Here is a 26,777-nt window from a genome sequence, read left to right as displayed (position 1 = left end):
TAGAATAAAGAAAGTGTTCAAATAGTCTAAGTTAAAGTTCTCTTGTTTGATTATTCAATAATAACCAAGACCTTTACCGCTGAAACATTTCATTTAGGGTTAAATCCTTTATATGACATACCAGATAAAAACAGAAGGAAAATATAATTATGTAGATGAAGGCAATGGCCCCACTTTGCTGGTGCTTCATGGTCTTTTTGGTGCATTGAGTAATTTCAATGACGTAGTTAAAGGTTTCAAAGAACACTACCGCGTTATTATTCCGCTCATGCCTATTTATGACATGCCTATGCGTCAGGCTAGCCTAGAAGGTCTTTTATCTTTCATAGAAGGCTTTGTAGAGCAAACAAAACTAAAAGACATGATTCTTTTGGGTAATTCTTTAGGCGGTCATGTTGGTTTACTTTATACACTAGCTCACCCAAAAGATGTAGCAGGGCTAGTTTTAACAGGAAGCTCAGGACTCTTTGAAAACACAATGGGGGGGTCTTTCCCCAAAAGAGGAAATTACGACTACATTAAAGAAAGAGTAGAGTATACCTTTTATGACCCAAAAACAGCCACTAAAGAATTAGTGGATGAATGTTTTGAAATCACTAGCAGCATTCCAAAGTGCATGAATATTGTTCAAATTGCCAAATCGGCTCAAAGAAACAATATGGCTAGCGAGATAACCAATATCAAAGTACCTACTTGCTTAATATGGGGTTTAAATGACACTATTACTCCTCCCCATGTTGGCCATGAGTTTAATAGGTTAATACCAAATTCGGAGCTGCACTTTATTGACAAATGTTGCCATGCCCCGATGATGGAACGTCCTGTTGAATTCAATCAGGTTTTAGAAAAGTTTTTAGTCAAAATCAATAAACCAGTTATTGCCTAGATGCTTGCCAGAGACCTCATAGAGAAAGACTTACCCGCTTTAGACATTGATGATAAAGTAGGCACCGCTTTGATATACATGGAAGAAGAAAACCTTAATCAGTTAGTACTCGTCCATGAAAAAGAGGTTTTAGGCGTTATTGAAAAAGATATCCTTTTCAATTTTGATGAAGAAACCAAACTCTCTCTAGTTCCTATTAAGTTTAGCAATGTAGAGGTCAAAGAGAATCAGCACCTTCTACTATTAGCAGAACATTGTATCAATAGGGATATTGAAGTATGTCCAGTTGTTGATTTTGAGAACAAATATCTAGGAAGCATAAAAACTGTAGACATATACAAAAAGGTAATAGCTGGTCAATTCTCTGGAAATGGAGGCTTAATGAGCCTAGAAATCAGCGAAAAAGACTACAGCCTTTCCGATATTAGTCGAATTATAGAAACAGAAGGTTTGAGAATAGAGAAACTATACCTATCCCAAGAAAACCAAAACGACTATCACTTTATTATTAAACTGAATAAAAAGGAGATAGACCCCGCTATAAACAGCCTAAAACGCTTTGGCTATAAGGTAGCTCAGATAAATGAACGAGCTAACAATTCTTACCCCGACTTAGAGCGTTATGAGCAGTTGATGAAATATCTTGAAATTTAAAATCAGAAATTTATGAATATCGCAGTCCATGGAAGGGATTTCAAACCTGAGGACAAGCATTTAGTTCAAATGTTTTTTGAGGAACTGGCAGAAAATCAATTGAACGTTCAGGTTTCTGACTCCTTCAGAAAAATACTTTCCGCCGCCGAAATCTCACCATTAACCGAAAAAACAGTCTCTTTTAGTGGTAAAGAGGATATTGATATCGTTTTAAGTTTAGGAGGAGACGGAACATTTCTAGAAACAGTAAGTAAAGTAGGTGCCAGTGAAAAGCCAATTTTGGGTGTAAATTTTGGTAGACTAGGCTTCCTCACTTCAATTCAGCCTACTGAGATAAAATCTGCCGTTCAAAAGTTACTTAAAAAACAGTATAAACTTGATGAGCGAAGCATGCTTCATGCTGACTCAGAAATCGAACTTTTTGAATCAGGCACGAACTTTGCCTTGAATGAAATAGCAATCTCGAAGACTGATACTTCTTCTATGATTATTATTCATGCGTTCATAAATGGGGAGTTTTTAAACTCCTATTGGGCGGATGGTCTTATGGTGGCTTCTGCTACTGGCTCTACAGGTTATTCATTAAGCTGCGGAGGACCATTAGTAATGCCTCATTCGGACAATTTTATTATTACGCCTATTTGTCCGCATAATTTGTTCGTAAGACCAATGATAGTACCTAAGTCAAGTATCATTTCTTTGAAGGTGGAAAGTAGAAGTAATAACTACTTAGTTTCAATGGACTCACGTGCAAAGGTAATAGGCGATGTAGATAGCGAAATTACCATTAGTAAAGAGTCTTTTAAGGCTAAATTAATTACACTAGACGGTTCAGACTTTCTAGACACACTAAGAGCTAAACTTGGCTGGGGTAGTGATGTTAGAAATAGAACCAAACTTCCAAGTTCAGAAGAGACTTCTTGATTGCCTAGCAATAATAAAACGAAAAATTACGTTCTGAAAACGAATTTTACTCAAAGCATGGCAAAGTCTCAAAAATTAACATTTGGCTTCCTAATCTTATCAATGGTTTTGATAAGTAGAGCTGCGAATTCGCAAGGTCTATTCTCACCCAAAAATGTAGTTAACCAATACACTACTGTTGGTTTTGGAGCAGGTTCTGCCCACTATATTGGCGATTTAGCTCTCCCCTCTCACTTTTACCGTTCATTATATAAGAACGTGAGATTTAATTTAAACGCAAATTATACAAAGTACCTTACGCCTAACGCTGCAATACGTGTTCAACTATCTTGGGTAAGGTTACTTGGAGATGATTACTCATATGGTGTAGATAACCTCGACTTGTTTTATCAATCTTTTATCAGAAATCTTCATTTCAGAAATGATGTAAAGGAGGTGGCACTAAGTGGGATATTTAATCTAATACCGAATATAGGAAAAGGTGGTGCGAGATATAGGAGTAAATTTACGCCTTATGCTACCATAGGGATAGGTCTTATCGCACATGATCCCAAGGCAATTTTACCGGTGGGAAGTTCTACCACAGGTAGTAAATGGCAGTCTTTAAGACAATACAATACATCTGGGCAAGCAATACCAAACAGTGGTATAAAATCCTATTCTTTGGTACAGGCCGTAATTCCATTAGGCCTAGGCATTAGGATGAAAGTCACCAATAAAATTGACATTACCTTTGAAGGTAATCTAAGAATTACTAACACTGATTATCTCGATGATGTTGGGCCCGCTAATTATGCAAATTTAGACCAGTTGGAAAGCTATGGTGGAAATATGTCAAAATTACTTTCGTATAGGGCTGGCGAAGCCATCAGCTCCAGAACAGAGATAAATAGACTTGAACAAATCTTGCAAATCTATGGGGATCCTTCTAAACTAGGTGCTCCCCAAGGTCCTGACCCTCTGAAAACTCTAGAATCATTTTATGGTCCTGAAGGTTCTATTAGTAAACAAAGAGGCTCAAAAGGAAGACTTAAAGATATGTACGGTACAACCCAAATCACTATCTCATATATTATTAGTGACAAAATAAAGTGCCCTGTTTTAAAATAATTTAGCATCGTTAACTTGAATAAAACCTATTTAATCGGCTTACTTTTTCTCTTTTCCATTGCCTGTCAAGGGCAAGCTTTAGAGGCTGGGCTCGGTACGGGTGCTACATTTTACAGAGGCGATCTTAATCCAAATTTCAATCCCTTACTAGCTAGACCTGCCGCTAACGTCATGGTTCGCTATAATTTCTCAAGAGCTTTTTCATTGAAAGGTAGAGCTATGTATGGCTTTATAACTGGAGATGACGGACTAAGCTCAAACCCTTTAAATAAAGCTAGAGACTGGAGTTTTGATGGGCAAATAATGAATTGGGGATTAGATTTAGAATATAATTTTCTAAACTTTCGAGCCTCCGGCACTATTGTCCGTTCCAAATGGACACCAATCCTTTTTTTAGGCATAGAACAGTATAGAATGCCTAAAAGAAACCTTCATGCAAATGGCCTTACCTTCTCCAGTAAAGTAGATTCGCCTAGCAAAGCTCTCTCTTATGGATTTGGCTATAAAAGAGAGTTAAATGCCAAATGGAACATAAGTGGCTCCTTCGGCTGCAAATTGGCTATGGAAAAATCCAATAGTGATTACTTTGATGGTTTCGGATATCTTGATGACGAATCTAAACCTTTTAGTAACGCTTATCCAGATCCCGATGTTGTGCAAGAACCCGTGATATATTCAACTCCAAACGCACACATAAGAGATAGGTTTTTCTATGCCAACGTGACCTTAAGTTATGTTTTCTCTGGTGTTAAGTGCCCTAATCCAAGAAGGTAAGACTTATCTTTCTATTACTCTCTAATTTCCTTACATTTGCGTTCATTTTCAGAACAAGATTCTTATTAGATACCTGTGTCAATAGATAAAATAGATAAAAGCAATTTGCCCAAACACATCGCCGTTATAATGGATGGGAATGGTAGATGGGCTAAAAAACAGGGTGCTATGAGGATTTTCGGACATCATCATGGCATTAAGGCAGTTAGAGAAACTGTAGAAGCTTGTGGTGAATTAGGCATTGAATACCTAACCCTTTATACCTTTTCTACCGAAAACTGGAGTAGACCCAAAATCGAAGTAGATGGAATCATGAAGCTCTTGATTTCAACGATAGCTAAAGAAATCCCAGATTTAAATAAGAATAACGTTCGCTTAAAAACTATTGGCGATTTAGAATCTCTACCTACATCAGCGAGGGAGGAAATGTTAAAAGGTATAAAACTCACTGAGAATAATACTGGTTTGACACTAAATTTAGCCTTAAGCTATAGTGGAAGATGGGATATTATTCAAGCGGTAAAAGAGATAGCTTCAAAAGTTAAAAAAGGTGAAATTAATATTGATAATATAAACGAAGCCTCATTTAGTCGTTACTTAGCTACAGAAGAAAGTCCGGAAGTGGACCTATTGGTGCGAACTGGAGGAGATCATCGTATTAGTAATTACTTACTTTGGCAGTCGGCCTATGCGGAGTTATTATTTTTAGACGATATTTTTTGGCCAGAGTTTAGAAAGAAAGATTTATTTAATGCTGTTTATACTTACCAGCAAAGAGAAAGAAGATTTGGAAAAACAGGAGATCAGGTTAAGAAGCCTTAAAACAGCATTTATGCTCAAAAATATAAAATTCAGTTTTGTTATTGCCTTAATGCTTCTTTGTGGAAGCACTACTTACGCTCAATTTATTGGTGTAGGAAGTAAAACACCAAAAACTAATCCTATTGATGAGATTAGATACGACAATCCTCAAGAATTTATTATTGGTGGAATAACAGTTGTTGGGGTTAAATTTCTTGACCCAAATACCCTAATCTCCGTATCAGGTTTAAGTGTAAACGACCAAATTACCATTCCTGGCGAAGCCATCAGTTCTGCTATAAGAAGATTAATGGATCAGGGTATTATAGAAGACGCCGCTATTAATGTCACAAAAATAGAAGACAAGAAAGTCTACCTTGAAATAGACCTTAAGGAAAGACCTCGGTTAAATAAAATTACCCTTACTGGCATAAAGAAAAGTGAGATTGAAACGGTAGAAGAATCTATCAGTGAAAACCGAGGTAAAGTAATTACCGAGGCACTTGTGAAAAATATTCAGCTTACCATAAAGAAGTATTATATAGAAAAAGGTTTTCTTAATACGGCTGTTCAAGTCAAGCAAATTGACGATACATTAAGAGTTAATAATGCCACCTTGATATTTGATATTGATAAGAAGGAGAAGGTGAAAATTGACAATATTTATGTTACTGGCGTTGAAGAAGTTCCAGAGTGGAAACTTCTATCTAAACTAAAGAAAACAAAACAAAGGGCTCCGATGAGACTTTTTAGTCCATCTAAATATATTCCTAAACTATACAAGGAAGACAAAAAAGCAGTAGTGGCTTGGTTAAACAAAAGTGGTTATAGAAATGCACAAGTGGTCTCAGACTCCGTAGTAGCAAACCCTTCTGGAAATGTTGACGTGTACATCGACATCAATGAAGGTCATAAGTTTTACTATAGAAACATTACTTGGTCAGGAAACTATTTGCACGCTTCTGATACACTTGCCATGATTCTTAATATTAAAAAAGGTGATTTATATAATCCCGAGGATCTTGATAAGAAAATCAATGGTATTCCTCAAAATGATGTAAGTTCTTTTTACATGGATGATGGCTATCTATACTTCAGCTGTCAGCCTGTAGAGGTGGCAGTAGAAGGAGATTCTATTGATATTGAGATGAGAATCTTTGAGGGAAAGCAGGCCATCATTAATAGAATTATACTTAACGGTAACACCAAGACATCTGACCACGTGGTTATGAGGGAATTACTTACTAAACCAGGACAGAAGTTTAGCAAGACTGACCTTATTGAAACCACTCAAATGCTTTCTAAGCTTGGATACTTCGATCCCCAAAAGATAGATCCAAGACCAATTCCCCAAGCTGACGGAACAGTTGATATTGAATACAATGTGGAGGAAAAATCTAACGACCAGATAGAGCTCTCTGGTGGATGGGGAGGCCTTCAAGGCTTTGTTGGAACTTTTGGTATTGTCTTTAATAACTTTGCCATTAAAGATGTTTTAAAATTCGGCCAAGGCCTCTATAAACCACTTCCTAAAGGTGATGGTCAAAGTTTTGCAATACGTTTCCAAGCAAACGGTGGTTTTCAAAACTACTCTATCTCTTTTACAGAACCTTGGTTAGGTGGTAAAAAGCCAAACTCGTTCTCTGTTAGTTTCTTTCACTCTGTTCAAGATTACGGAAAACTGCTAGATAGGTACGAAAAATTATACGGGGGCGGTGCTGGAGGGCTCTTAGGCGGTAGCCTTGGATTTGGAGGTACCAACTCTTTTTACTCCGGTTTCTTTAAAAACACTGGTGGCTCTGTAACTTTTGGTAAAAGACTTAACTGGCCAGATAGAAACTTTAGCTTCAGTAGTAGCTTATCTTACCAATACTATGATGTCGAAAATAGCTTTCTATTGGCAAACTTCAGAAACGGTCAAGCTCATGATATCGCATTAGCCTTAAACCTATCTAGATATAGTTTAGACAACCCACAATTTACAAGAACAGGTTCTTCAATAGTTTTGAATGCCACTTTTAACCCACCTTATTCTGCTTTTGGAGCCCAAAATGATGATGCAGAAGTGAAGTGGATTGAAGGTCACAAATGGATGTTAGATGCTAGCTGGTTCTCTCCAGTAGTTGGAAAGCTAATTTTCCACGCTAAAGCCAACATGGGTTTCTTAGGCCGTTATTCTCCAAGTGTTGGATATAGCCCATTTGGTAGGTTCGTAGTTGGAGGAGCGGGTATGGGACTTCAAAATACACAGAATATTGGGGTGGAACTTATAGGTCTTAGAGGCTACGAAGAAGGAATAGTACATGAAAAAACACTTGCAGAACAAGCTGCAGATGTTACGGGTGAAAGTAGTTCGAATGGACAGCTAAGCCGTCAAGGTGGTATCATTTATAATAAATTCACGACCGAATTAAGATACCCTATATCTTTAAACCCTCAAGCCACTATTTATGGACTAGCCTTCTTAGAAGCTGGTAATAGCTGGGGAAGTTATAAAGATTATAATCCTTTCAAACTCAGAAGAACTGCGGGGGTAGGTGTTAGAGTATTTATGGCGGCTTTTGGTTTACTTGGCTTTGATTACGGTTATGGTTTTGACCCAATTCCTGGTGTAGCGAATAAAGGTTTGAAAAACTTTACTTTCAGTATTGGGCAGCAAATACGTTAATATGTTAAGCAGTCGTTAATTAGACAGTTTGAAATTGACTTTTCTCTCTTTTGCTCGTCAAAGAAGGCAAATAGGAAAAGACCAAAGAATAAAATTGTCACATTTGAAAAATATTCTAAGATGAAGAAGACATTATTTTTTCTATTTTTGTCGCTAATCTCGGTTTCTGGCTTCACACAGAAATTTGGATACGTTGATTCTGAGTTTATTACAGGGAAAATGCCTGAATATAAAGAAGCCATAGAAGCTATGAATTCTTACTCGGAACAATGGGTAAAAGACATACAAGTTAAATATAGCGAGGTTGAAGATTTAAAAATGGCTTATCAGCAAGAAGAAATTCTATTGACTGATGACATGAAAAAAGAACGACTGAAAGCTATTAAGATTAAAGAAGAAGAAGTAAAAGCACTGAATAATAGTATATTTGGGCTGGAAGGGCAGCTCTTTCTAAAGAAAAAGGAAATAATGCGACCTATAATGGACGCCATTTATAATTCTTGTGAGAAAGTTGCTCGAGATAAAAAACTAATGTTCTTGTTTGACAAAGCGTCTGACATCAGCATGATTTACACAGACCCGCGTCATGATTACACGGACTATGTATTAGAAGAACTAGGAATTCTAGAAACTAAATAAAATGTTATTAATTAAATCTAATAAGTATAAAATGAAGATTAAACTTTTCGCAACCCTTTTTGCAGCATTAATGCTAGCAGGTATTGGTGCCAACGCTCAGGTAAAAATTGGGTACACTAATATTGATTACATCCTTACAAACCTACCAGATTCTAAAGAAATTCAAGAAAAATTGACTACTGAGAAAGCTCAGTACGATAAATTACTTCAAGAAAAAGTAGCAGAATTTCAAAAATCTTATGAAAACTATCAAAAGAATGCCGCTACTATGACTCCGGTAATTCGTCAAGATAAAGAAAAGAGCCTTCAAACTGCTCAAACTGGTATTCAAGAATTTCAACAAAATTCTGAAGTAGCTATCCAAAACAAACAACGTGAGCTTTTAGCTCCAGTAATGGACAAAATTCAAGTTGCTATTGACGAAGTAGCTAAAGCAAACGGATATACACACGTATTAAACTCTGATGCTGGATATGGTACTACTCCTGTAATTTTAGTAGCTCCAGATTCTGATAACATCACGGTTTTAGTGTTTAAGCATATGGGTGTAACGCCTCCTGAAGATACTGAAGGAAACTAATTCTCACTCCCAAATTATGGCCTCTTTGAGTAAATCAAAGAGGCTTTTTTTATAGATTACACTCCAAACGATTGCTCTTTACTGAATGAATTATTTAATAGTAGATTTAAATATTCAACTGGATGGCCACAAAATAGGTTTTGTTCAGCAAACACTTAACTGGCTGGCCAAAAATCAACCAGAACATAAAGGGACCTTTCATTTTTTGGTAAATGCAGAGCTGCAAATACCTGAAAGTGCTAACATTAAAGTAGAGGTCATAAAACCTCATACTTCGGCTAATTTTGAAGCTAAAACCGCCTTAAAGAAATACAAAAAGCAATGGGATTTTATCAAACTAAAAGCTAGCCAGTTTGATGCTCAAAAGATAATTTTGATGGAATTTGATATCTATCAAGTTGCCATAGGTAATGATTCTAAAACAGGTTTTGATGTTTCTGGGATATGGTTTAGACCTTATTTTAGACAAGTTTCTTTGAGTAAATCAATCATTACTACCACTAAGTTTAAAATAGCTAAGTGGAGAAAACAGGCCATGTTTAGGTTAGCTCTTAGGAACAAAAATTTACAGCAAATTTTCGTTCTGAATGATAGAGCCACGGTAAACGCAATCAATGAAAAACATGGTGAACGACTCTTTTACTTGCCTGACCCTGTTTTTGATTACAATATCACCGAAAGCATTGATATTAGAGCTAAATACGTCATTGAGAAGTCAAAGATTATATTTCTGATTTTTGGGCATATTGACAATAGAAAAAACGTAGTAAACATTTTAAAATCGCTGGAAGCTCTTCCTAAAGAAATGCAATCGGATATTGTACTTCTGATGATTGGCAAAGTAGCTCCAGAATACAAACTAACATTAGAAGAAGCCTTAGAAAAAAGTAGATGTGCTTATCAAATTTTACAGAACGACAAATTTGTGAGTGATGATGAAATGGAAGCTCTTTTTGCTCAGTCAGACTTAATTCTAAGAATGAATGTTAATTACTTTGCTAGCAGCGGAATTATTGGAATGGCCGCAAAGTATAACAAACCTTCTCTTGTCTCTGATTACGGCATAGTAGCAGATTTAACCAAAGAATACAAACTAGGTTTCGAAGTTAACCCTGAAGACACAGCAGCTATTACAAAGAAATTTGCTGAGTTTATAAACTCCGAAAACAAATGGAAAATGGATGGACAAGCTTACTATAAAGACCATGGTACAGAAGCCTTTGTTAAAACACTTCTTGACTTACCTTAGCTCTTAAGGCATCGTTTAAAAGATTTTCCCAAGCAAGCTTACCTCTGCAGTTCCAATGCGTGTCTCCTTTGGCAAAACCAGAATCTCCGAGTTTATTTAATGCACCAAAAGCATCTATTATCTCTACACTGAGGTTCGGGTGATTATGCACTCTCGTAATAAGTTGATTATAGTTTCCCAAATCCCTTCCTAAAATACTTGTCTTGTTAGGAATGATACTTAAAATTACTTTATCAAAACCACGAGCCTTATATTTTTGAGAGGTTTCATTGACATAAGTTACCAAAGTCTCTATCTCCTCATCCCCTATCTTGTCAAAAGCAGAACTTATGCCCGGCTCTGAGGGCAAGTAATACAGTAAATGCTCTCCGGTTTTATTTAAACGGACATTATCGTCTACTCTATCAAATAATTTATAATTCAAGGCTGCCTTCCAATCTTTAATGGTCATCATAAAATCATAACCAAAAAGAACCCCCTCATGAAGCTCTGTAGAATATGGTAATTCGAAATCAACGGCTCTTTTGAAAAAGCTTTCTTTTACTACATCCACAGGAGACGAACCATTGCCATCTACCACATTAACGCCATTCCAAACGCTTGTAAAACGCTCTCTAAAATGACGCTCTACGGTTTCTATTACCAATACGTTAAACTCCGCAGTATCTAAACTTATATCCGTATTTCCATCTACCCTTATATAATTATACTTAGAAGCTATAAAGTTGCTAGAGTCCATACGGCCAAACTCCGTAAAGCTATCACCTGCTAATACCAGATGTACCCCTTGTTCTTTCTCTAAGTTTGGAGTTGCACAGGTTTCCTTTAATTCTCTAAATTTGGCTAGGTTAGATAGTCGGTACAAATCACCATATCGATAATCATCTTTGACCAAACCATGTTCAAAAAGCCAAGTAGACAAACCACTAGAACAGCCTTCCAACCATAAGAAAGCTGCTAAAACCAACGCTATGTATTTAAGTATTTTCAAAATTGGAAATAGATAAATTGATTGGAAGTGAACACGCCAAAGAAATAACAAACCACCATGATGCCTATAAATTTGACATAAAAGGCTGGTGTTTTACTCGTATCGATAATTGGAACATAAATCTCTTTAAGCATTAAAACTAAAATGACAAAAGCACAGAACCATAATTCCGATACCGAGAAAGGGCTACTTAAAGCTGTATAAGTATCAAAATTAATAATCTTCCCAAGAATAGTCAAAGCATTAGTGAGCCCCTGAGCTCTAAAAAACACCCAACTGAGTGTAACCAAAGTAAACGTAAAGACCACTTGAACTATAGTGCTTAAACTAGTTTTCGGTAGTTTAAACCCAATATGCTTTTTCCAGTACATAGCCATGACCAAAAATATACCGTGCATAGCTCCCCAGATTATGAAGTTCCAAGAGGGACCATGCCACAAGCCAGAAATGGTAAAGACAATGAAATAATTAAGATATAGCCTATATTCCCCTACTCTATTCCCGCCTAAGGGAATATATAAATAGTCTTTAAACCACGTGGATAGAGAAATGTGCCACCTGCTCCAGAACTCAGAGATTGATTTAGAAATATATGGCACATTAAAGTTTTCCATGAGATTAAAGCCCATCAATCTAGCACAACCAATGGCCATATCAGAGTAGCCTGAGAAATCACAATAAATTTGGAAAGAGTAAAAGATTGTAGCCAGCAGTAATGTGGAACCACTATGTTCCGACGGGCTATTATAACAATAATCTACCATGATGGCGAGTCTATCTGCCACCACTACTTTTTTGAAAAGCCCCCAGGCTATTCGTATTAAACCTTGCTTTATGTTTTCAAAATTGTACTTGAAATAGGTATGAAATTGTCCCAATAGGTTTTGAGGACGCTCGATAGGCCCTGCTACCAGCTGAGGATAAAACATCACATAAAGCGAGTAGATTATAAAGTCTTTCTCTGGCTTTTGATTTTTACGGTATACCTCAATGGTATAACTCATGGCCTGAAAAGTATGAAAAGACAAACCAATAGGAAGCTCTAAACCATAATTAGGAATTGGATTTTCTATACCAATTAGATTCAAAGCAAAACTAATGTTAGCATTGATAAAATTGAAGTATTTAAAAATAGCGAGAAAGCCAATATTCGCCACCAAACTTAAACCTAACCACCATTTCCGTCGTTTGCCTTCTGCTCTGTCTATTAAGAAAGCGGCATAATAATCTACCAGAACGGTAACACCGAGAATTAGTATGTAAACTGGCTTAAAAGCCATATAAAAGTAGCAGCTAGCCAAAAGCAAGAGCCATACCCTACCACGGTGCCTTAAACTGTAGTACAAAATGGAGACTACAATGAAGAAAAATATAAACTGAATGGAATTAAAAAGCATGTACGCTGTTTAGTAAGACCGGTTTTGTTTGTTGCTCTTATTCAATTTGAGCCCAAAAATACTAAGAATTCTCCACTGAATATCTATCAAAATTCTATGTTTTGAATGCAAGCATCACAGTTTTAGAATTAGAAAGAATTAACTTGCAAACTTATGATTCATCATCAAGAACCCATCTGTGCTTTAGCCACTGCTCCAGGAGTGGGTGCTATTGGCGTTATTCGTGTTTCAGGCTTGAATGCCATCCAAATAGTGGATACTATTTTTAAAGGACGAAAACTTGAAAATGTCAAAACGCATACCGTCCATTTTGGTACTATCCAAAAGGGTGAAAAAGTGATTGATGAGGTTTTATCGGCTGTTTTTAAGTCTCCAAAGTCTTTTACAAAAGAAGACACCGTAGAGATTTCTTGTCATGGAAGCTCTTTTGTGATTAAAGAGATTTTGAAACTTCTACTGGATAATGGCTGCCGACTGGCAAAACCAGGTGAGTTTACGCAAAGAGCCTTTATGAATGGTCAGTTTGACCTAGTACAGGCAGAAGCCGTGGCAGATTTGATTGAGGCAGATTCTTCTGCTGCTCATAATTTGGCCATAAATCAATTGAGAGGTGGTTTTTCAGATAAGTTAACTTCTCTTAGAGATGAGCTCATCCACTTTGCCAGCATGGTGGAGTTGGAACTTGATTTTGGGGAAGAAGATGTGGAGTTTGCAGATAGAGATGATTTGAAAAAATTGATAGAAAGTCTTCAAAGTCAATTAAACCCACTTATTGACTCTTTTGATGCAGGAAATGTTATCAAAGAAGGTATTCCTGTTGCCATCATTGGTCAACCCAACGTGGGAAAATCCACATTGCTAAATGCACTTTTGAAAGAGGAGAAAGCCATTGTTACCGAAATAGCCGGAACTACCAGAGACTCCATAGAAGATACCATGGTGATTCGTGGAATGAAATTCCGATTTATAGATACCGCCGGTATTAGAGAAACTATAGACATAGTAGAAGGAATAGGTATAGAAAAATCAAAAGCGGCTCTTCAAAAAGCTCAAATAGTTCTTTTCTTATTTGACTCTGAAGCTGAGCGAACCTATCTGGAAGAAAATTATACCGAATTGGCCAAAGGTAAAAAAGTATTTTGGGTAAAAACCAAAGCCGACTTAAACGAAACTTCAGCCAACGCCGACTTAAGCATCTCAGCTAAAACTGGAGAAGGTATTTCGGAATTAGAAAATATCCTTTTTGACTCTACATCTATAAAAACACAAGGCGACACCGTACTCACCAACCTCCGACATTACGACCTCCTTATAAAAACTAACGAAGCCCTAACTGAAGTCCTAAACGGTTTAGCCTTAAATATTACCGGTGACTTTTTAGCCCAAGATATCAGACTGGCCTTAGTTCACCTTGGAGAGCTTACAGGCACCATCACCACAGACGATTTACTGAAGAATATCTTTGGGAAGTTTTGTATAGGAAAGTAGACCTATTATAAAATCTTAACGTAATCATAGGTAAAACCGATTATGTTTCTGTTTAAAGATAAATAGAAACCACCTCCCTGTTCCTTTGCCTAAACTGCTGTAAACCTACTTTTAAATCTTCCTGACTTCCATTTTTATCATGGTATCATCCTCTATGAGCAATGATTAAATTTATTTTTGCAACGTTGTTGCATTTAGGTTTTCCGCATTCTTATATTTGCAACAATGTTGCATTTAGAAGATTTGAAAAACAAACAAGATTATATCGGAATAGCCAGTGCATCACTTTGCGTGATACATTGCTTATTCACACCAGTGCTTATCCTTATAGCCTCCAATTTTTCCTGGTGGCATGAAGTAGCCTACTTTTTTCTATTGATAAGTTTTATTTCTGCCTTTCAGGCAAATAAGCCTAGTTCGTCTAAGACTGCCCTTTGGTTTATATGGTCAAGCCTTATTCTGCTGACCCTTTCCATCATATTTGAGGACTATCATCACTCCTTACACAAGCTTGGTTATGTGGCCAGCTTAGGCCTTATCATAGGCCATATTATAAACATTCGATACTGTAATAAATGTAATCATGAATAAAAAACTCCCCGTTACCGTGCTTTCAGGCTTCCTCGGAGCTGGTAAGACCACTTTGCTTAATCATGTTCTCAATAATAAAGTAGGTCTGAAAGTGGCTGTCATTGTAAATGACATGAGCGATGTAAACATAGATGCTGCATTAGTGGAAAAAGAAGGAAACCTCCACCGTACAGAAGAAAAACTCGTAGAGATGAGCAATGGCTGTATTTGCTGTACCCTCCGTGAAGACCTCATGGTAGAGGTAGAAAAACTAGCTAAAGAAAACCGTTTTGATTATTTATTAATAGAGTCTTCTGGTATTTCTGAGCCGGTCCCTGTAGCCCAAACTTTCAGCTTTAAAGATGAAGAAAACGGAATAGATCTTTCACGCTGGTCTTATATAGACTGTATGGTGACCGTGGTAGATGCCTTCAATTTTGGAAAAGACTTTAGCTCTGCAGACAATATTTGGCAGCGAGAACTTAATGAAGACCCCAGCGACGTAAGAACCATCGTAAACCTTCTGACCGACCAGATTGAATTTGCCGACATAATCATTCTGAATAAGACAGATTTAATGAGTAAGTCTCAAATCGGCGAATTAAAAGCCATTCTTAAATCGCTTAACCCTGTGGCTAAAATTATTGAATCTTCTTTTTCAAAAGTTGCTCCTTCGGAAATTCTAAACACCGGCCTTTTTGATTATGAGAAGGCAGAAAACTCAGCTGGTTGGATTCAGGAATTAGAGAATAAAAATAATGGTATAGAACACCTGCCAGAAACGGAAGAATACGGTATAAACAGTTTTGTGTTTCGTGACCCTAGACCTTTCCATCCTGAACGCTTCTGGAAATATATTGGGGAAGATTGGCATTCCGGAATTATTCGTTCCAAAGGTCTTTTCTGGATAGCTTCTCGCCAAGACTCTGCCTTAAACTGGAGTCAGGCGGGTGGTTCTGTTAGAGCCGAAGGTGCTGGCGTTTGGTGGGCTAGCATGCCTTTTAGTGAGCGTTCACGATATGCCGCATTTATAGACAATCAAGCCCTTATTGAAAGTCGCTGGAATAAACGTTTTGGCGATAGAATGAACGAGTTAGTCATTATAGGTCAAGACCTTGACAAGGAATCAATCTGCCAAGAATTTGAACAATGCCTATGTACGGAAGCTGAAATTAAAAAAATGGAAGCTCAAGGAAAATTCAATGACCCTTTTCCAAGAATTTAAGTTAGAAATGAAAAATAATAAACTATGCTAATAGCGAAAGACCTTTCAAAAACCTACGGCACTAATACTGCTCTCAATAAGCTTAATTTACAAATTGGCAAAGGGGAAATATTTGCCCTGCTTGGTCAAAATGGTGCTGGAAAAACCACCACCATAAATTGTTTTTTAGGCTTTATTGAGCCTAGCAGCGGCACTGCTAGTATTAATGATATTTCTGTAGCAGATAATGCCAACGAAACCAAGCAGCATCTGGCCTATATTCCTGAAACTGTCATGCTGTATCCTAACCTCACAGGTATCGAAAATCTTGAATTCTTCTCTTCTTTAGCAGGCTTTTCTTACAGTAACGAAGAACTTTCCAGTTTTCTCTCTAAAGCAGGTTTGCAAAACTCCGCCCATAATCAACGCTTAGCTGGCTATTCTAAAGGGATGAGACAGAAAGTGGGTATTGCTATAGCACTTGCAAAAAAAGCGAAGGCTTTACTACTAGACGAACCCACTTCCGGCCTGGACCCAAAAACCGCCAATGAGTTTTCAGAGATACTGAAAGAACTATCTAAAAACGGTACAGCTATTTTGATGGCCACGCATGATATTTTCCGTGCCAAGGAAGTGGCTCATAGAATCGGCATTATGAAAGAAGGGAATCTGGTCTCTGTTACAGAGGCCAAAGATATCTCTGCCAATGAATTGGAGAAACTCTATTTACAAACTGTATAAACCTAGATTAAGTACACCAAACACCTATATAAGAGGTGCTTTACTCAAATACAAAACTTAAATGAAATCAATATTTACCATACTATTATCACTGTCTAGTTTTTTTATATATGCCCAGAAAACTACTACAGGACATGTATCTGACGCCATAACAGGAGATAAAATTGTAGGAGCTTCCATAAAATTATTAGAAACCAATAAAGGTACCATCACGGACATTGACGGCACGTTTAGTATAGAAGGCGAGGGAACTTTGCAGGTAAGCTTCATTGGATACAAGACCTACCAAATAGTAACAAATGGAGAGGTATTACACATTGAAATTACGCCTGAATCCACTACTTTACAAGGGGTAGAAATAGTAGGAAGAGCCGCCAAAGATTATAACAGTGAGTATTCTTTTTCAGCCACCAAAATAGCCATCAAAAACAAAGAACTTCCTCAGGGTTTAAGTACCATCACAAAAGAACTCATCACCGATAGGCAAGCCTTTCAATTGGCAAATGCGGTAAAAATAGCGAGCGGTGTATTACCTTCTAGTAATTATAATCAATACAATATTAGAGGTATAAACCAAAACGAAGAAGGGCAAATCATTAATGGTATGCGGACTCGTCAATACTATTTCTTACAGCCACTTACTACCAATATAGAACGTGTAGAGGTACTGAAAGGGCCTGCGTCTGTTACGTTTTCGAGTGTTGACCCTGGTGGGAGTATCAATATGGTTACTAAAAAGCCGCTGGCAGTAGACCGCAAAGAAGTAAGTATGGCTGTTGGAAGCTTTAGCACTTTCAGAGGCAGCCTAGATTTTACAGGACCTTTAAATAAATCTAAGACCTTGCTGTACCGTCTTAATGGAGCCATTCAGAAAGCTCGTTCCTTCCGTGATTTGGTTCAGAACAATGCCGTTTTAATCTCTCCTTCCATCAGTTATTTACCAAACTCCAAAACATCTATCAATGCTGAAATGATTTTTAATAATGGTACTGGTACACTTGACCGTGGTCAGCCCATTTTTGGAGCAGTAGCCGGGCAAACAAACCTTAATAGTACTCCGCAAAGCTTGAATTTAGGCTCGCCAACAGATTACTTCAAATCAAATGAAATCATTATTACAGGAAACCTCTCTCATAAGTTTTCAGAGAATATAAGCTTCAATACTAGGTATATGAAGCAGTCTTGGACAGAAGACCTTCAGGAGCACCGCACCACCAATGCTTTTGCCCCAGACATTACCAATACACCAGTTACCAGTCTGGCCGTAATGCAATTTGTTCAGCGTCAGCAGTACTGGAACGTAGACAATCTAAACGCCTATTTCAATTTTGATTTTGACTTAGGAAAACTGGAAAACAAATTATTAGTAGGGTACGATTTACAAAGTTGGGAAAAAGTAATAGGTGGCGGCCAAAATGCTGCTAGAGGCTATCTATTAAATGATGGTTCTGTAGCACGATCTTTTGTACAAGAAAATGCCGAAGATTACCAAACCATTACAATAAATGACAAAGTACTACCTCGCCCAAATGTTCCATATTTTGATTTAGCAAATCCATCATATACCATCAGAAATGTTAGTGATTATGCCCTAAATGTCAATATAGCAGTACCTACCGCCTTAACTACTACCAATGCTATTTACTTACAAGAACAATTGACGTTTGGTAGGTTCTCGGCACTACTTAGCTTAAGAAATGAGTGGTTTAAAGACATAACAAATTACGAAACAGCCAATGAGCAATCATTCACAAACACCGCTCTCATTCCTCGAATAGGTTTGACCTTTGAAGCTACTAAAGACATAAATATATATGCTACTTATTTAGAAGGCTATCAGCCTCAGTCTAATACTGTGACGTTAATGCCAAGTACTGGAGCATTCTTTTGGGATCCAAATTCACCAGCGAGATTTGAACCACTTATCAGCGACCTCAAAGAGTTAGGAGCTAAAGCTGAATTCTTTGACAAAAGAATTTCAATGAACATGGCCATTTATGAGATCAATCAAAAAAACATATTAATGAATGCCAATGACCCTACCCAGCCCGACCTTTTAGTACAGCGAGGTGCAGATAGAAGTCGTGGTTTTGAGTGGGATATTGCTGGTTACATTACACCAGACTGGCAAATCAATGCTTCATATAGTTTTATAGATGCCGTAATTATGAACGACGCCAATGAGGCACTCATAGGAGAGCGTAAGGAGAATACTGCTAAAAACTCAGGTAATATCTGGACAAGGTATAATTTCAGTCCAAAGTCTCAGCTAAAGAGCCTAGGAATTGGCTTTGGCTTACAGTACGTAGGAGAAAGAATTCCTTGGTTTACACGTGATTTTATGGTTCCTGCCTACACGCTGCTTGACGCTGCTTTATATTATAAACCAAGCAAGGGTAATATGCAGCTAGCACTAAATGTAGGCAACTTGACCAATGCTACTTATTGGACAGGTGCTCAAACTTATCTCAGATTATTTCCAGGAGCTCCACGAAACATAATGCTATCTACTACTTATAAATTCTAAGCTAATGAGAATTAACATTGTTAAAATACTTTCAAAACAGGTTTGGGATGAAATCCTGAAAAAAAGCAAGACTACCAAAGTCTTGGTAAGTGTCATGTTTGGTTTGCTCATGTTTAGTCTTATTTCTGGGGTAAATAGTTATTCCTTTCAGAAAGAAACAGTTGAGCATTACTCTCATGAGGTACGCGAAAAATGGGAAAACAACCCAGATAAGCACCCCCACAGAATGGCTCATTACGGCTATGTGGCTTTAAGGCATAAGTATCCCTTAAGTTTTTTTGACTTTGGTATGGAAAGCTTCATTGGTAACGCCATCTTTTTGGAAGCCCATAAGCAAAACACCACCAACTTTTCTGAAGCAAGTTTATCAAGTAGTTTATTACGCTTTGGCGAAATATCGGCGGCCATGGTTCTTCAGTTATTGCTGCCATTACTACTTTTCTTCTGGGGCTTTTCTCTCGTTGCAAAAGAGCGAGAAAATGGCACCCTGAAAATGTTATCAATCCAAGGAATCACTTGGCCTGAAATCATTATTGGCAAAAGCTTTGGTCTATTAAAAATGGCTTTAATAGTTTTTCTACCTGCTTATGTTTTGGGTCTGTTAATAATTGCATTTTCCGAACTTGCAGACGTTAAGACGGACGCCCTAATTAGGTATTTTCTGATAGGGCTTGCTTATACAGCCTATTACCTGATTTGTGCTATGCTCGCTGTTTTGGTTTCTGCTAAAAGTGCAACGGCCAAATCATCACTTACAAAACTAATAGGCATTTGGCTCATTTTTACGCTGGTTCTTCCAAAAATGGCCTTGATTTTAGGTCAATACCTCTACCCTTCCCCATCAAAAATGGTATTTGATATGGCGGTGGAGTCGGAAATTATAGAACAAGGAGACAGCCATAATCCTAATGACCCGCATTATGCTGCTCTTAAAGACTCTTTATTAAATGCATATAATGTAAGTACGGTAAAAGAATTGCCTTTCAATTATAGCGGTTTTATGATGAAAGAAGGGGAAAAACTCAGTGCCGTAACCCACGCCCGCCATCAAAGTGATTTGCTTGATATTTACAAAGACCAGCAAGATATAGTGCGGTATACAGCACTTTTAAATCCCTATTTGGCCATCAAAAATCTTTCAATGGCTTTAGCCGGCACTGATTTCATTACCTATACTAGCTTTCAAAATCAAGCTGAAGAATACAGGTATAATTTGGCTCAAAAAATGAATGATTTGCAAATAGAATTAATAAGCAATGATGTCACCAGCTCTTCTGATAAATCAGCTATAATTAGTAACAATCATTGGAAAGAATTCCCTGATTTCCATTATCAATTTAGTGATTTAAAAGAAGCTATAAGTGCCGAAATTATTTCTATAGTTTCAATCCTATTATGGCTCTGTGCCCTTGGGTTTTATGTCCAAAACTTCACCTCAAAATTCAAAGTAATATGACACGATTATTATTTCTAAATTTCATTCGTTCCAAGGGTCTACATTGGGGTTTGGGTTTATTGTTTTTTACGGGTTTATTGGGTATCAATACCGGAAGGCAATTCCTTGACAAATACCAAGAAAATGTAAAACTAACTGCCAAAGTTCAAGAAGAAAGTATTGAAAATAACGTAAAGAATCACCCGCAAGAATTAGGCCTTTTACTATATTATGTAAAATTTGGACTGGTAAATGAGATGCCAAACCTTGCTGGACTCTCCATAGGCCAGCGAGATATAAATCCAAGCGTGCAAAGCGTAAATATTAGGTACCTAGAAGAACAAAAGTACAATACCGATTTAATCAATCCCCTCTACTCCTTATTAGGTAATTTGGATTTCAGTTTTGTTCTGATTTACTTCTTCCCCTTAATTATTATAGCGTTTTGCTTCAGCATAATTTCAGAAGAAAAGGAAGATGGTACATGGAGTTTAATATTAAGTCAGTCTGAAAACCCTCAGAAAATGCTTCGCATGAAGTTATTTATAAGGTTTTTGAGTGTATTAGCAGTACTTCTTCTGTTATTTTCCATTGCTAAAGTATATTTAGACATTCCCTTAGATGCCGCTTTTTCTGCCTTCATTTTAGTTTCTATGTTATACATCCTATTTTGGTTTAGTCTAGGCTGGTTAGTTGCTAGCTTTCAAAAGACCTCAAGCCAAAATGCAGTCATTTTAGTCTTTTCATGGGTCTTATTGGCTATTGTTATTCCAGCCATTTTCACCGCTGTTATTAATTACAAACTCCCGGTTTCCGAAACTTTCAAAACATTAATTGACGGCCGAGAAGGTTACCATGCACAGTGGGATAAACCCAAAGAGGAAACGCTTCAAAAGTTTTATGACCATTATCCACAATTCAGTGAATACAAACTCCCTCCCGGAGATTTTAACTGGCTATGGTATTACGCTATGCAGCAGTCTGGTGATGATATGGCCTCAGAGGCCTCTAAAAATTTACAAGAAAAGCTAAGACAAAGGGAAGCCTTTAGCTCTACGGTTGGCACTATCTTCCCTAGTATGCATACAGGAATTACTATGAGCAATTTAAGTAAATCTGGTTTAAAGAATTACCTCGACTTTGGTGACGAACTAGTGAAATTCCATGAGAAGAAACGCCTCTATTTCTATCCTAAAATATTTAGTGAAGCTTCCGCATCAAATGAGAACTGGAAGTCTTTTAAACTAGAATATTTCAATGAGAAAAGCAATATAAATTGGTTCCAAATACTATTGCCTTTACTCCTAGCTTCCCTAGTTGGCTTCATATGGGCTAAACGCAATGTGAGAAGCTTGATTTAGAAATTCCCCTTCTATGAAGAAGCTAATAGTTATCATAATTTTATCCTGTCAGTTCTGTATAGCTCAAGGTTCCCTCACTACAGGGAATTTTGAGCCTGCATTAATTGCTCCCACAATTCAGGCAATAGAAACTACTGAAACCATAACTATTGATGGCAAGCTAAGTGAAAAGGTTTGGGAAAACGCTCCCCTCACCAATGACTTTTTCCGAACCGAACCTAGACAAGGTGGAGAGGTTAGTTTCAAGACCGAGGTTAAGGTAATATATGATGATAAAAACTTATACTTTGGAGTCTTTTGTGAGGATAGCCTAGGAAAAAAGGGAGTTCGTGTTCAAGACCTCCGCAGAGATTTTCTTTTTGGCCAGAACGATATCTTTTATTTACAATTAGACCCTCAAAACCTCAAACGCTTTTGCGTTAGTTTTCAAACCACACCATACGGAAACCAGCGAGACCTTCAGTCTTTTGACGACACCTTTATTGATAGCGATTGGGATGCCCTCTGGAAAGTCAGAACGAGCATAGTAGAAAATGGATACTTTGCGGAATTTGCCATTCCCTTTAAATCTTTACGATATGATAAACGAACCGAAAACAGTTCATGGGGAGTCACTTTTGCTAGACTAGCGAGGAGAGAATATGAGCTATCGGTGTACCCTGCCATTCCTCAAACTTTCAGCCCTTACAGAATGACATACGCCGCAGAATTAAGAGGCCTGAAATTGCCAAAACCATCTCTTAACCTCCGCGTCAATCCATATATTTTATATCAAAATAACCGAAATATTGATAGCGAAGGAAACCTAAGCACCTTGCAATCACCTAAACTTGGTGGTGAAATAAAATGGGCTATAAATCCACATTCCGTTCTTGATTTAACTTTCAATACTGATTTTGCTCAAGCAGATGTTGATAGGGCCATTAATAACACTACACGTTTTAACGTACTTTTTCCTGAAAAGAGACAATTCTTTTTAGAGAATTCAGGTATTTATGCTGGGGCAGGTGTCAATGGCCTAAACCCATTTTTCAGCAGAACCATAGGTTTAGCTAATTCACAGTTTAACGCTCCTCCAGTTCCTATTGATGTGGGGCTAAGGTTCACTGACCGTACACAAGAAAGGAGTATTGCAGGATTATACGTAAGGCAGAGAGCCACTGAAGCACAAGGAGCTGCAAACTTTGGCGTATTCAGGTATCTAAAAAACTACGGCAAACAAAACAATATAGGTGTAATGCTTACCAATAAGTATGATGAGCAAAATATTGAAAAAGGCCTCTCTGCTCATAATAACACCACGCTTACTTTAGATGGCCTTATGAGGCCAAATGACAGCTGGACTATTAGTTATTTACTATCTGCTTCCATAGATAGTTCCTTTGATAAAATGGGAATGGCAGGTAATTTATCTGTAAAATATGCCCCTCAGAATGCATATATGGGTTGGATAACTAAATTTGTGGATAAGAAATATATACCCGGAATGGGCTTTGTCTTTGCGAATAACACTATTCATCATAGTCCTGGTGGATATTTCATTTGGAGACCCAAAGGAAAATTGGGTAAACTTATTAGACGATGGGATCCCGGTGTTTTTGTGAATTATTATCAAAATGCCTCTGACTTTAAATTACAAGAAGCCAACTTTTATATTTTTCCTATCTATATTATCACTTCCAGCAATGGACAACTGGAGTATGCCCTTTATCCAACATGGCAAGCCTATAATTTCCAATTCAACATTCTTGGTCAAACTATCCCAATAGGAAAATATAACTTCTGGAGACAGCTTTTCAGGTATGAAACAGACGCCTCGAAAAAAGTTTCTCTTGAGGCCAAGTATGAGTTTGGTGGTTATTTTAACGGTCAGCTCAACACTTTTACCTCTTCAGGTCGCTTTGCCCCTATTCCTCACATAGCAATTTCGGCCAGTTATGAGCATAGTAATTTTAAAGATTTTGGTATAGAAAATGCCAATTTCTCCACTGACTTATACTCTTTAGGGCTAAGAATTGCCCCTAACCCCAGAATACAGTTATCTAGTTTTTATCAGTATAACTCTTTTGATAGGCAAGGTCGCATTAACATTCGTGGCAGTTGGGAGTTTGCTCCATTGAGCTTTCTTTATCTGGTTTTCAATGAGAATAGCTACCAAGAAAGTCCAATTCAGAATCAGAGTTTCACGAGCAAGGTCAGTTATCTGAGACAGTTTTGACCCAAATTACTAAAGGAGGCATTTCATAAGAAGGAACCCTTCTGTCATAAACCCACCTAATAAATTATTTTATACCAAAGCCTAATTGACCTCAATTTCATCAACGAATAGCCACGCATTTGCCCCTGCACCATCATGCCATTCAGGCAGTTTACCGAAGCTTTTTGCGGTAATTTTAACAAACCTTGCCTTTTTACCATAGAGGTTTACTTTTACCCTTTCTACGAATTGAGCCAATTCACCGCCTTTACTAAACGACTGATTTACCAGCTTCTTAAACTTCTTACCATTCTTAGAAATGCTTACTTCTAAAATACTTGGAAACATAATCCAGCTACCAGGAGAATGTAGAAACCCAATGCTCAAATCTGATAATTTACTAAGTTGCTCTAGGTCAATAGTAAGGTCTAATGTCCCTCCTTCTAAGCCAACCCAGGTCTGCAGGTTCTTCTCATTACCTATTTGCCCGTCTGTCAGAGCCATTTCGGTATTTCCAGTGTACTTTGTTTTCTCAGAACGATAATCATAGCTTTTCCCTGTGGCTTTATTAACTCTTATATCAGCTTCAAAGGTATTTCCATACTTCTTACCTTTTTCATTATACAAACTAGCCATTAGCTTGGTTTTTTCCGTGATAAGAATGCCTTTGTCTATATTATACACCGCAGAAGTATTGCTAGGTTCTGAGCCGTCCAAAGTATAATGTATTTGAGGTGCTGCCTCTATATTATTTAACTTTACCAATACTTCCCCAGTATCCGTTGTTGCTAACTCAGCCTTGATATTATAAATAGAATGGGCATAGTTAACATTGAGTTTATCTAATTTCTTAAAATGGCTCTTAACTCTGCTTTCAAAACTGTCGTATTCCTTATTTTCCTTAGTTGACCATGCAGTTTCTGCCACAGCCAATGCTCTCGGGAAAAGCATATACTCTACTTTTTCTTGCGTTTGAATGTATTCCGTCCATAAATTAGCCTGTACACCTAAAATATGCTTTAACTCTTCTGGAGCTAAATCTTCCTCCAATGGTTCGTACGAATAAACTTTTTCTAAAGGTAAAAATCCGCCAATGGCCAGAGGCTCAGAAATAGGGTCACCCTGATAATAGTCTAAATAATGAAAGGAGTTAGGAGACATAATAACATCATGCTTTTGTCTAGCCGCTTCTATTCCACCCTCTGTTCCTCTCCAACTCATAACCGTGGCATTTGGAGAAAGTCCACCTTCTAATATTTCATCCCAACCAATCAGTTTGCGACCTTTTGAAGTTAAAAAACTATCGATTCTAGAGATAAAATAGCTCTGGAGTCCGTGTTCATCTTTGAGACCTTCTTTTTTTATCAAGTCTTGACAAAATTCCGAAGCCTTCCAGCTATCTTTTGGGCATTCGTCACCACCAATATGAATGTATTTTGACGGAAAAAGTGTCATTACTTCTGTCAACACATCTTCCAAAAAAGCAAAGGTCTTTTCAGTAGGACAGTAAACGTCTTTTGCCACACCCCATCTTGTTCTTACTTCATAAGGTCCTCCACTACAGCCTAACTCTGGATAACTCGCCAAGGCGGCAACTGCATGACCCGGCATTTCTATTTCAGGTATCACATTTATAAACTTTGATGTGGCGTATGCTACTATCTCTTTTACCTCTTCTTGTGTATAAAATCCACCATAAGGCTTTCCGTCTCCTCTGTTTTCGCTATCATGTCCTAACGGACTCTCCTTTCTAAAAGCTCCTATTTCTGTTAGCTTTGGATATTTTTTTATCTCAATTCGCCACCCTTGGTCCTCGGTCAAATGCCAATGAAATTGATTGAACTTATACATGGCCATTAGGTCAATAAACTTCTTAATAAAACTTACGGGCATCATGTGCCTCCCCACATCTAGCATAAGACCTCTATAAACAAAACGAGGTTTATCTTTTATTACGCAAACCGGTAAACTAAGCTTTACTAACGGACTTGTTTTATCATAAATATCATCTCTAAAAAGCTGAAGCAATGATTGGTAAGCGTAAAACAAACCCGTATTTGAGCCCGCTTTTAGTATTACTTGGTCAATAGAAACATTTATCTCATACGCCTCTTTCTCTAAATTGCTATCCAATAAAAAGGCTATTGAATTTTCGTTCTTATTCTGAACCGGAACACCGATTCCGGAAGTTTCTTTAACCGCCTCCTGAAGATTGGCTATAATTGTCATTAAGCCCTTATCTACCGATTTAACTAAAATAGAAGTGTTCTCATTTAGTACAAATTGACCGTCTCCTTCAATGTAAGAAAGTGGTTTTGGAATAATATCCTGAGCAAAACTCAAGCTAGAGAGAACAAGAAAGCCAAGCGTCAATAACCTGTACATAATGGGAGTATTAAATTTGTATAAGAGCAAAAATATTAATTCTGGACTCTTTCAAATCATCATTATTAAAATATTTTAATATATAACTCATATAAAGCCACTATTAATGGATGAAGGCTGCAATAGCAGGTCAAACAAGACCGTAATTTTATAAAACTCTAATTTTGTAATTTGCCTCCCATTACAATTAAGTAAG

The 26,777-nt window shown here is 37.3% G+C and carries 21 protein-coding genes; 18 read left to right on the top strand and 3 right to left on the bottom strand.

The features are described from left to right. The first annotated feature begins 112 nt into the window (after positions 1-112). The 10 genes from AADJ06_RS14940 to AADJ06_RS14895 all read left to right on the top strand — a co-directional run bounded on the left by AADJ06_RS14940 (position 113) and on the right by AADJ06_RS14895 (position 10,285). Complete coding sequence (locus AADJ06_RS14940) at positions 113-886, top strand: alpha/beta hydrolase (RefSeq protein WP_341227281.1); 774 nt, start codon at positions 113-115, stop codon at positions 884-886. Beyond that, entirely contained in the window at positions 887-1,540 is a 654-nt protein-coding gene (locus AADJ06_RS14935; RefSeq protein ID WP_341227280.1) for a CBS domain-containing protein, read from the top strand. A gap of 12 nt (positions 1,541-1,552) precedes the next feature. Continuing rightward, positions 1,553-2,464 (top strand): NAD kinase, encoded by a 912-nt coding sequence (locus AADJ06_RS14930; RefSeq protein WP_341227279.1) that lies wholly within the window; start codon positions 1,553-1,555, stop codon positions 2,462-2,464. Positions 2,465-2,521: 57 nt separating this feature from the next. Next, on the top strand, positions 2,522-3,574 hold the full coding sequence (locus AADJ06_RS14925; protein ID WP_341227278.1) for a hypothetical protein: 1,053 nt from the start codon (positions 2,522-2,524) through the stop codon (positions 3,572-3,574). 15 nt (positions 3,575-3,589) lie between these two features. Next, positions 3,590-4,348 carry a DUF6089 family protein gene (locus AADJ06_RS14920; protein WP_341227277.1) on the top strand — a complete coding sequence of 253 codons (759 nt, stop codon included), beginning with the start codon at positions 3,590-3,592 and terminating at the stop codon, positions 4,346-4,348. Between the two features lie 81 nt (positions 4,349-4,429). Next, positions 4,430-5,170, top strand: coding sequence for an isoprenyl transferase (locus AADJ06_RS14915; RefSeq protein WP_341227515.1), 741 nt, complete (start codon positions 4,430-4,432; stop codon positions 5,168-5,170). 10 nt (positions 5,171-5,180) lie between these two features. Beyond that, positions 5,181-7,817: a POTRA domain-containing protein gene (locus AADJ06_RS14910; protein ID WP_341227276.1), complete on the top strand. Its 2,637-nt coding sequence runs from the start codon at positions 5,181-5,183 to the stop codon at positions 7,815-7,817. Between the two features lie 120 nt (positions 7,818-7,937). Further along, positions 7,938-8,456, top strand: coding sequence for an OmpH family outer membrane protein (locus AADJ06_RS14905; RefSeq protein ID WP_341227275.1), 519 nt, complete (start codon positions 7,938-7,940; stop codon positions 8,454-8,456). A gap of 31 nt (positions 8,457-8,487) precedes the next feature. After that, positions 8,488-9,036, top strand: a complete 549-nt coding sequence (locus tag AADJ06_RS14900) for an OmpH family outer membrane protein (protein WP_341227274.1) — start codon at positions 8,488-8,490, stop codon at positions 9,034-9,036. Positions 9,037-9,121: 85 nt separating this feature from the next. Beyond that, entirely contained in the window at positions 9,122-10,285 is a 1,164-nt protein-coding gene (locus AADJ06_RS14895) for a glycosyltransferase (RefSeq protein ID WP_341227273.1), read from the top strand. Here AADJ06_RS14895 and AADJ06_RS14890 read toward each other — a convergent pair. Together AADJ06_RS14890 and AADJ06_RS14885 are read right to left on the bottom strand one after the other, a co-directional pair. After that, the gene (locus tag AADJ06_RS14890) at positions 10,260-11,276 is read right to left on the bottom strand and encodes a hypothetical protein (protein WP_341227272.1); all 1,017 of its coding nucleotides are present in this window, start codon (positions 11,274-11,276) and stop codon (positions 10,260-10,262) included. The two genes, AADJ06_RS14895 and AADJ06_RS14890, sit on opposite strands and share 26 nt — an antisense overlap. Continuing rightward, a complete protein-coding gene (locus AADJ06_RS14885) occupies positions 11,273-12,673 on the bottom strand; it encodes an MBOAT family O-acyltransferase (RefSeq protein ID WP_341227271.1) in 1,401 nt (466 codons plus the stop codon). Before AADJ06_RS14885 ends, AADJ06_RS14890 begins: the two co-directional genes overlap by 4 nt. Positions 12,674-12,826: 153 nt before the next feature. Here AADJ06_RS14885 and mnmE point away from each other — a divergent pair, with 153 nt between their 5' ends. The 8 genes from mnmE to AADJ06_RS14845 all read left to right on the top strand — a co-directional run bounded on the left by mnmE (position 12,827) and on the right by AADJ06_RS14845 (position 24,217). Then, complete coding sequence (mnmE, locus tag AADJ06_RS14880; RefSeq protein WP_341227270.1) at positions 12,827-14,161, top strand: tRNA uridine-5-carboxymethylaminomethyl(34) synthesis GTPase MnmE; 1,335 nt, start codon at positions 12,827-12,829, stop codon at positions 14,159-14,161. A gap of 225 nt (positions 14,162-14,386) precedes the next feature. Next, a complete protein-coding gene (locus tag AADJ06_RS14875) occupies positions 14,387-14,752 on the top strand; it encodes a MerC domain-containing protein (RefSeq protein ID WP_341227269.1) in 366 nt (121 codons plus the stop codon). Next, on the top strand, positions 14,745-15,956 hold the full coding sequence (locus AADJ06_RS14870) for a GTP-binding protein (protein ID WP_341227268.1): 1,212 nt from the start codon (positions 14,745-14,747) through the stop codon (positions 15,954-15,956). Before AADJ06_RS14875 ends, AADJ06_RS14870 begins: the two co-directional genes overlap by 8 nt. Positions 15,957-15,980: 24 nt before the next feature. Next, positions 15,981-16,676, top strand: a complete 696-nt coding sequence (locus AADJ06_RS14865) for an ABC transporter ATP-binding protein (RefSeq protein WP_341227267.1) — start codon at positions 15,981-15,983, stop codon at positions 16,674-16,676. A 61-nt stretch (positions 16,677-16,737) separates the two neighbouring features. After that, positions 16,738-19,203: a TonB-dependent receptor gene (locus AADJ06_RS14860; protein ID WP_341227266.1), complete on the top strand. Its 2,466-nt coding sequence runs from the start codon at positions 16,738-16,740 to the stop codon at positions 19,201-19,203. A 4-nt stretch (positions 19,204-19,207) separates the two neighbouring features. Then, on the top strand, positions 19,208-20,659 hold the full coding sequence (locus tag AADJ06_RS14855; protein ID WP_341227265.1) for a DUF3526 domain-containing protein: 1,452 nt from the start codon (positions 19,208-19,210) through the stop codon (positions 20,657-20,659). Next, positions 20,656-21,999, top strand: coding sequence for a DUF3526 domain-containing protein (locus AADJ06_RS14850; RefSeq protein ID WP_341227264.1), 1,344 nt, complete (start codon positions 20,656-20,658; stop codon positions 21,997-21,999). The genes AADJ06_RS14855 and AADJ06_RS14850 overlap by 4 nt, the downstream gene beginning before the upstream one ends. A 13-nt stretch (positions 22,000-22,012) precedes the next feature. After that, positions 22,013-24,217 carry a DUF5916 domain-containing protein gene (locus tag AADJ06_RS14845; RefSeq protein WP_341227263.1) on the top strand — a complete coding sequence of 735 codons (2,205 nt, stop codon included), beginning with the start codon at positions 22,013-22,015 and terminating at the stop codon, positions 24,215-24,217. Between the two features lie 81 nt (positions 24,218-24,298). Here the strand turns inward: AADJ06_RS14845 and AADJ06_RS14840 are convergent, their stop codons facing one another. Continuing rightward, a complete protein-coding gene (locus AADJ06_RS14840) occupies positions 24,299-26,581 on the bottom strand; it encodes a family 20 glycosylhydrolase (RefSeq protein WP_341227262.1) in 2,283 nt (760 codons plus the stop codon). Positions 26,582-26,777 lie beyond the last annotated feature (196 nt).

The sequence above is a fragment of the uncultured Arcticibacterium sp. genome (assembly GCF_964021845.1).
Lineage (GTDB): Bacteria > Bacteroidota > Bacteroidia > Cytophagales > Spirosomataceae > Arcticibacterium.
The sequence above is the reverse complement of the archived record's forward strand: the minus strand, read 5'-3'. Positions and strand labels throughout refer to the sequence as shown.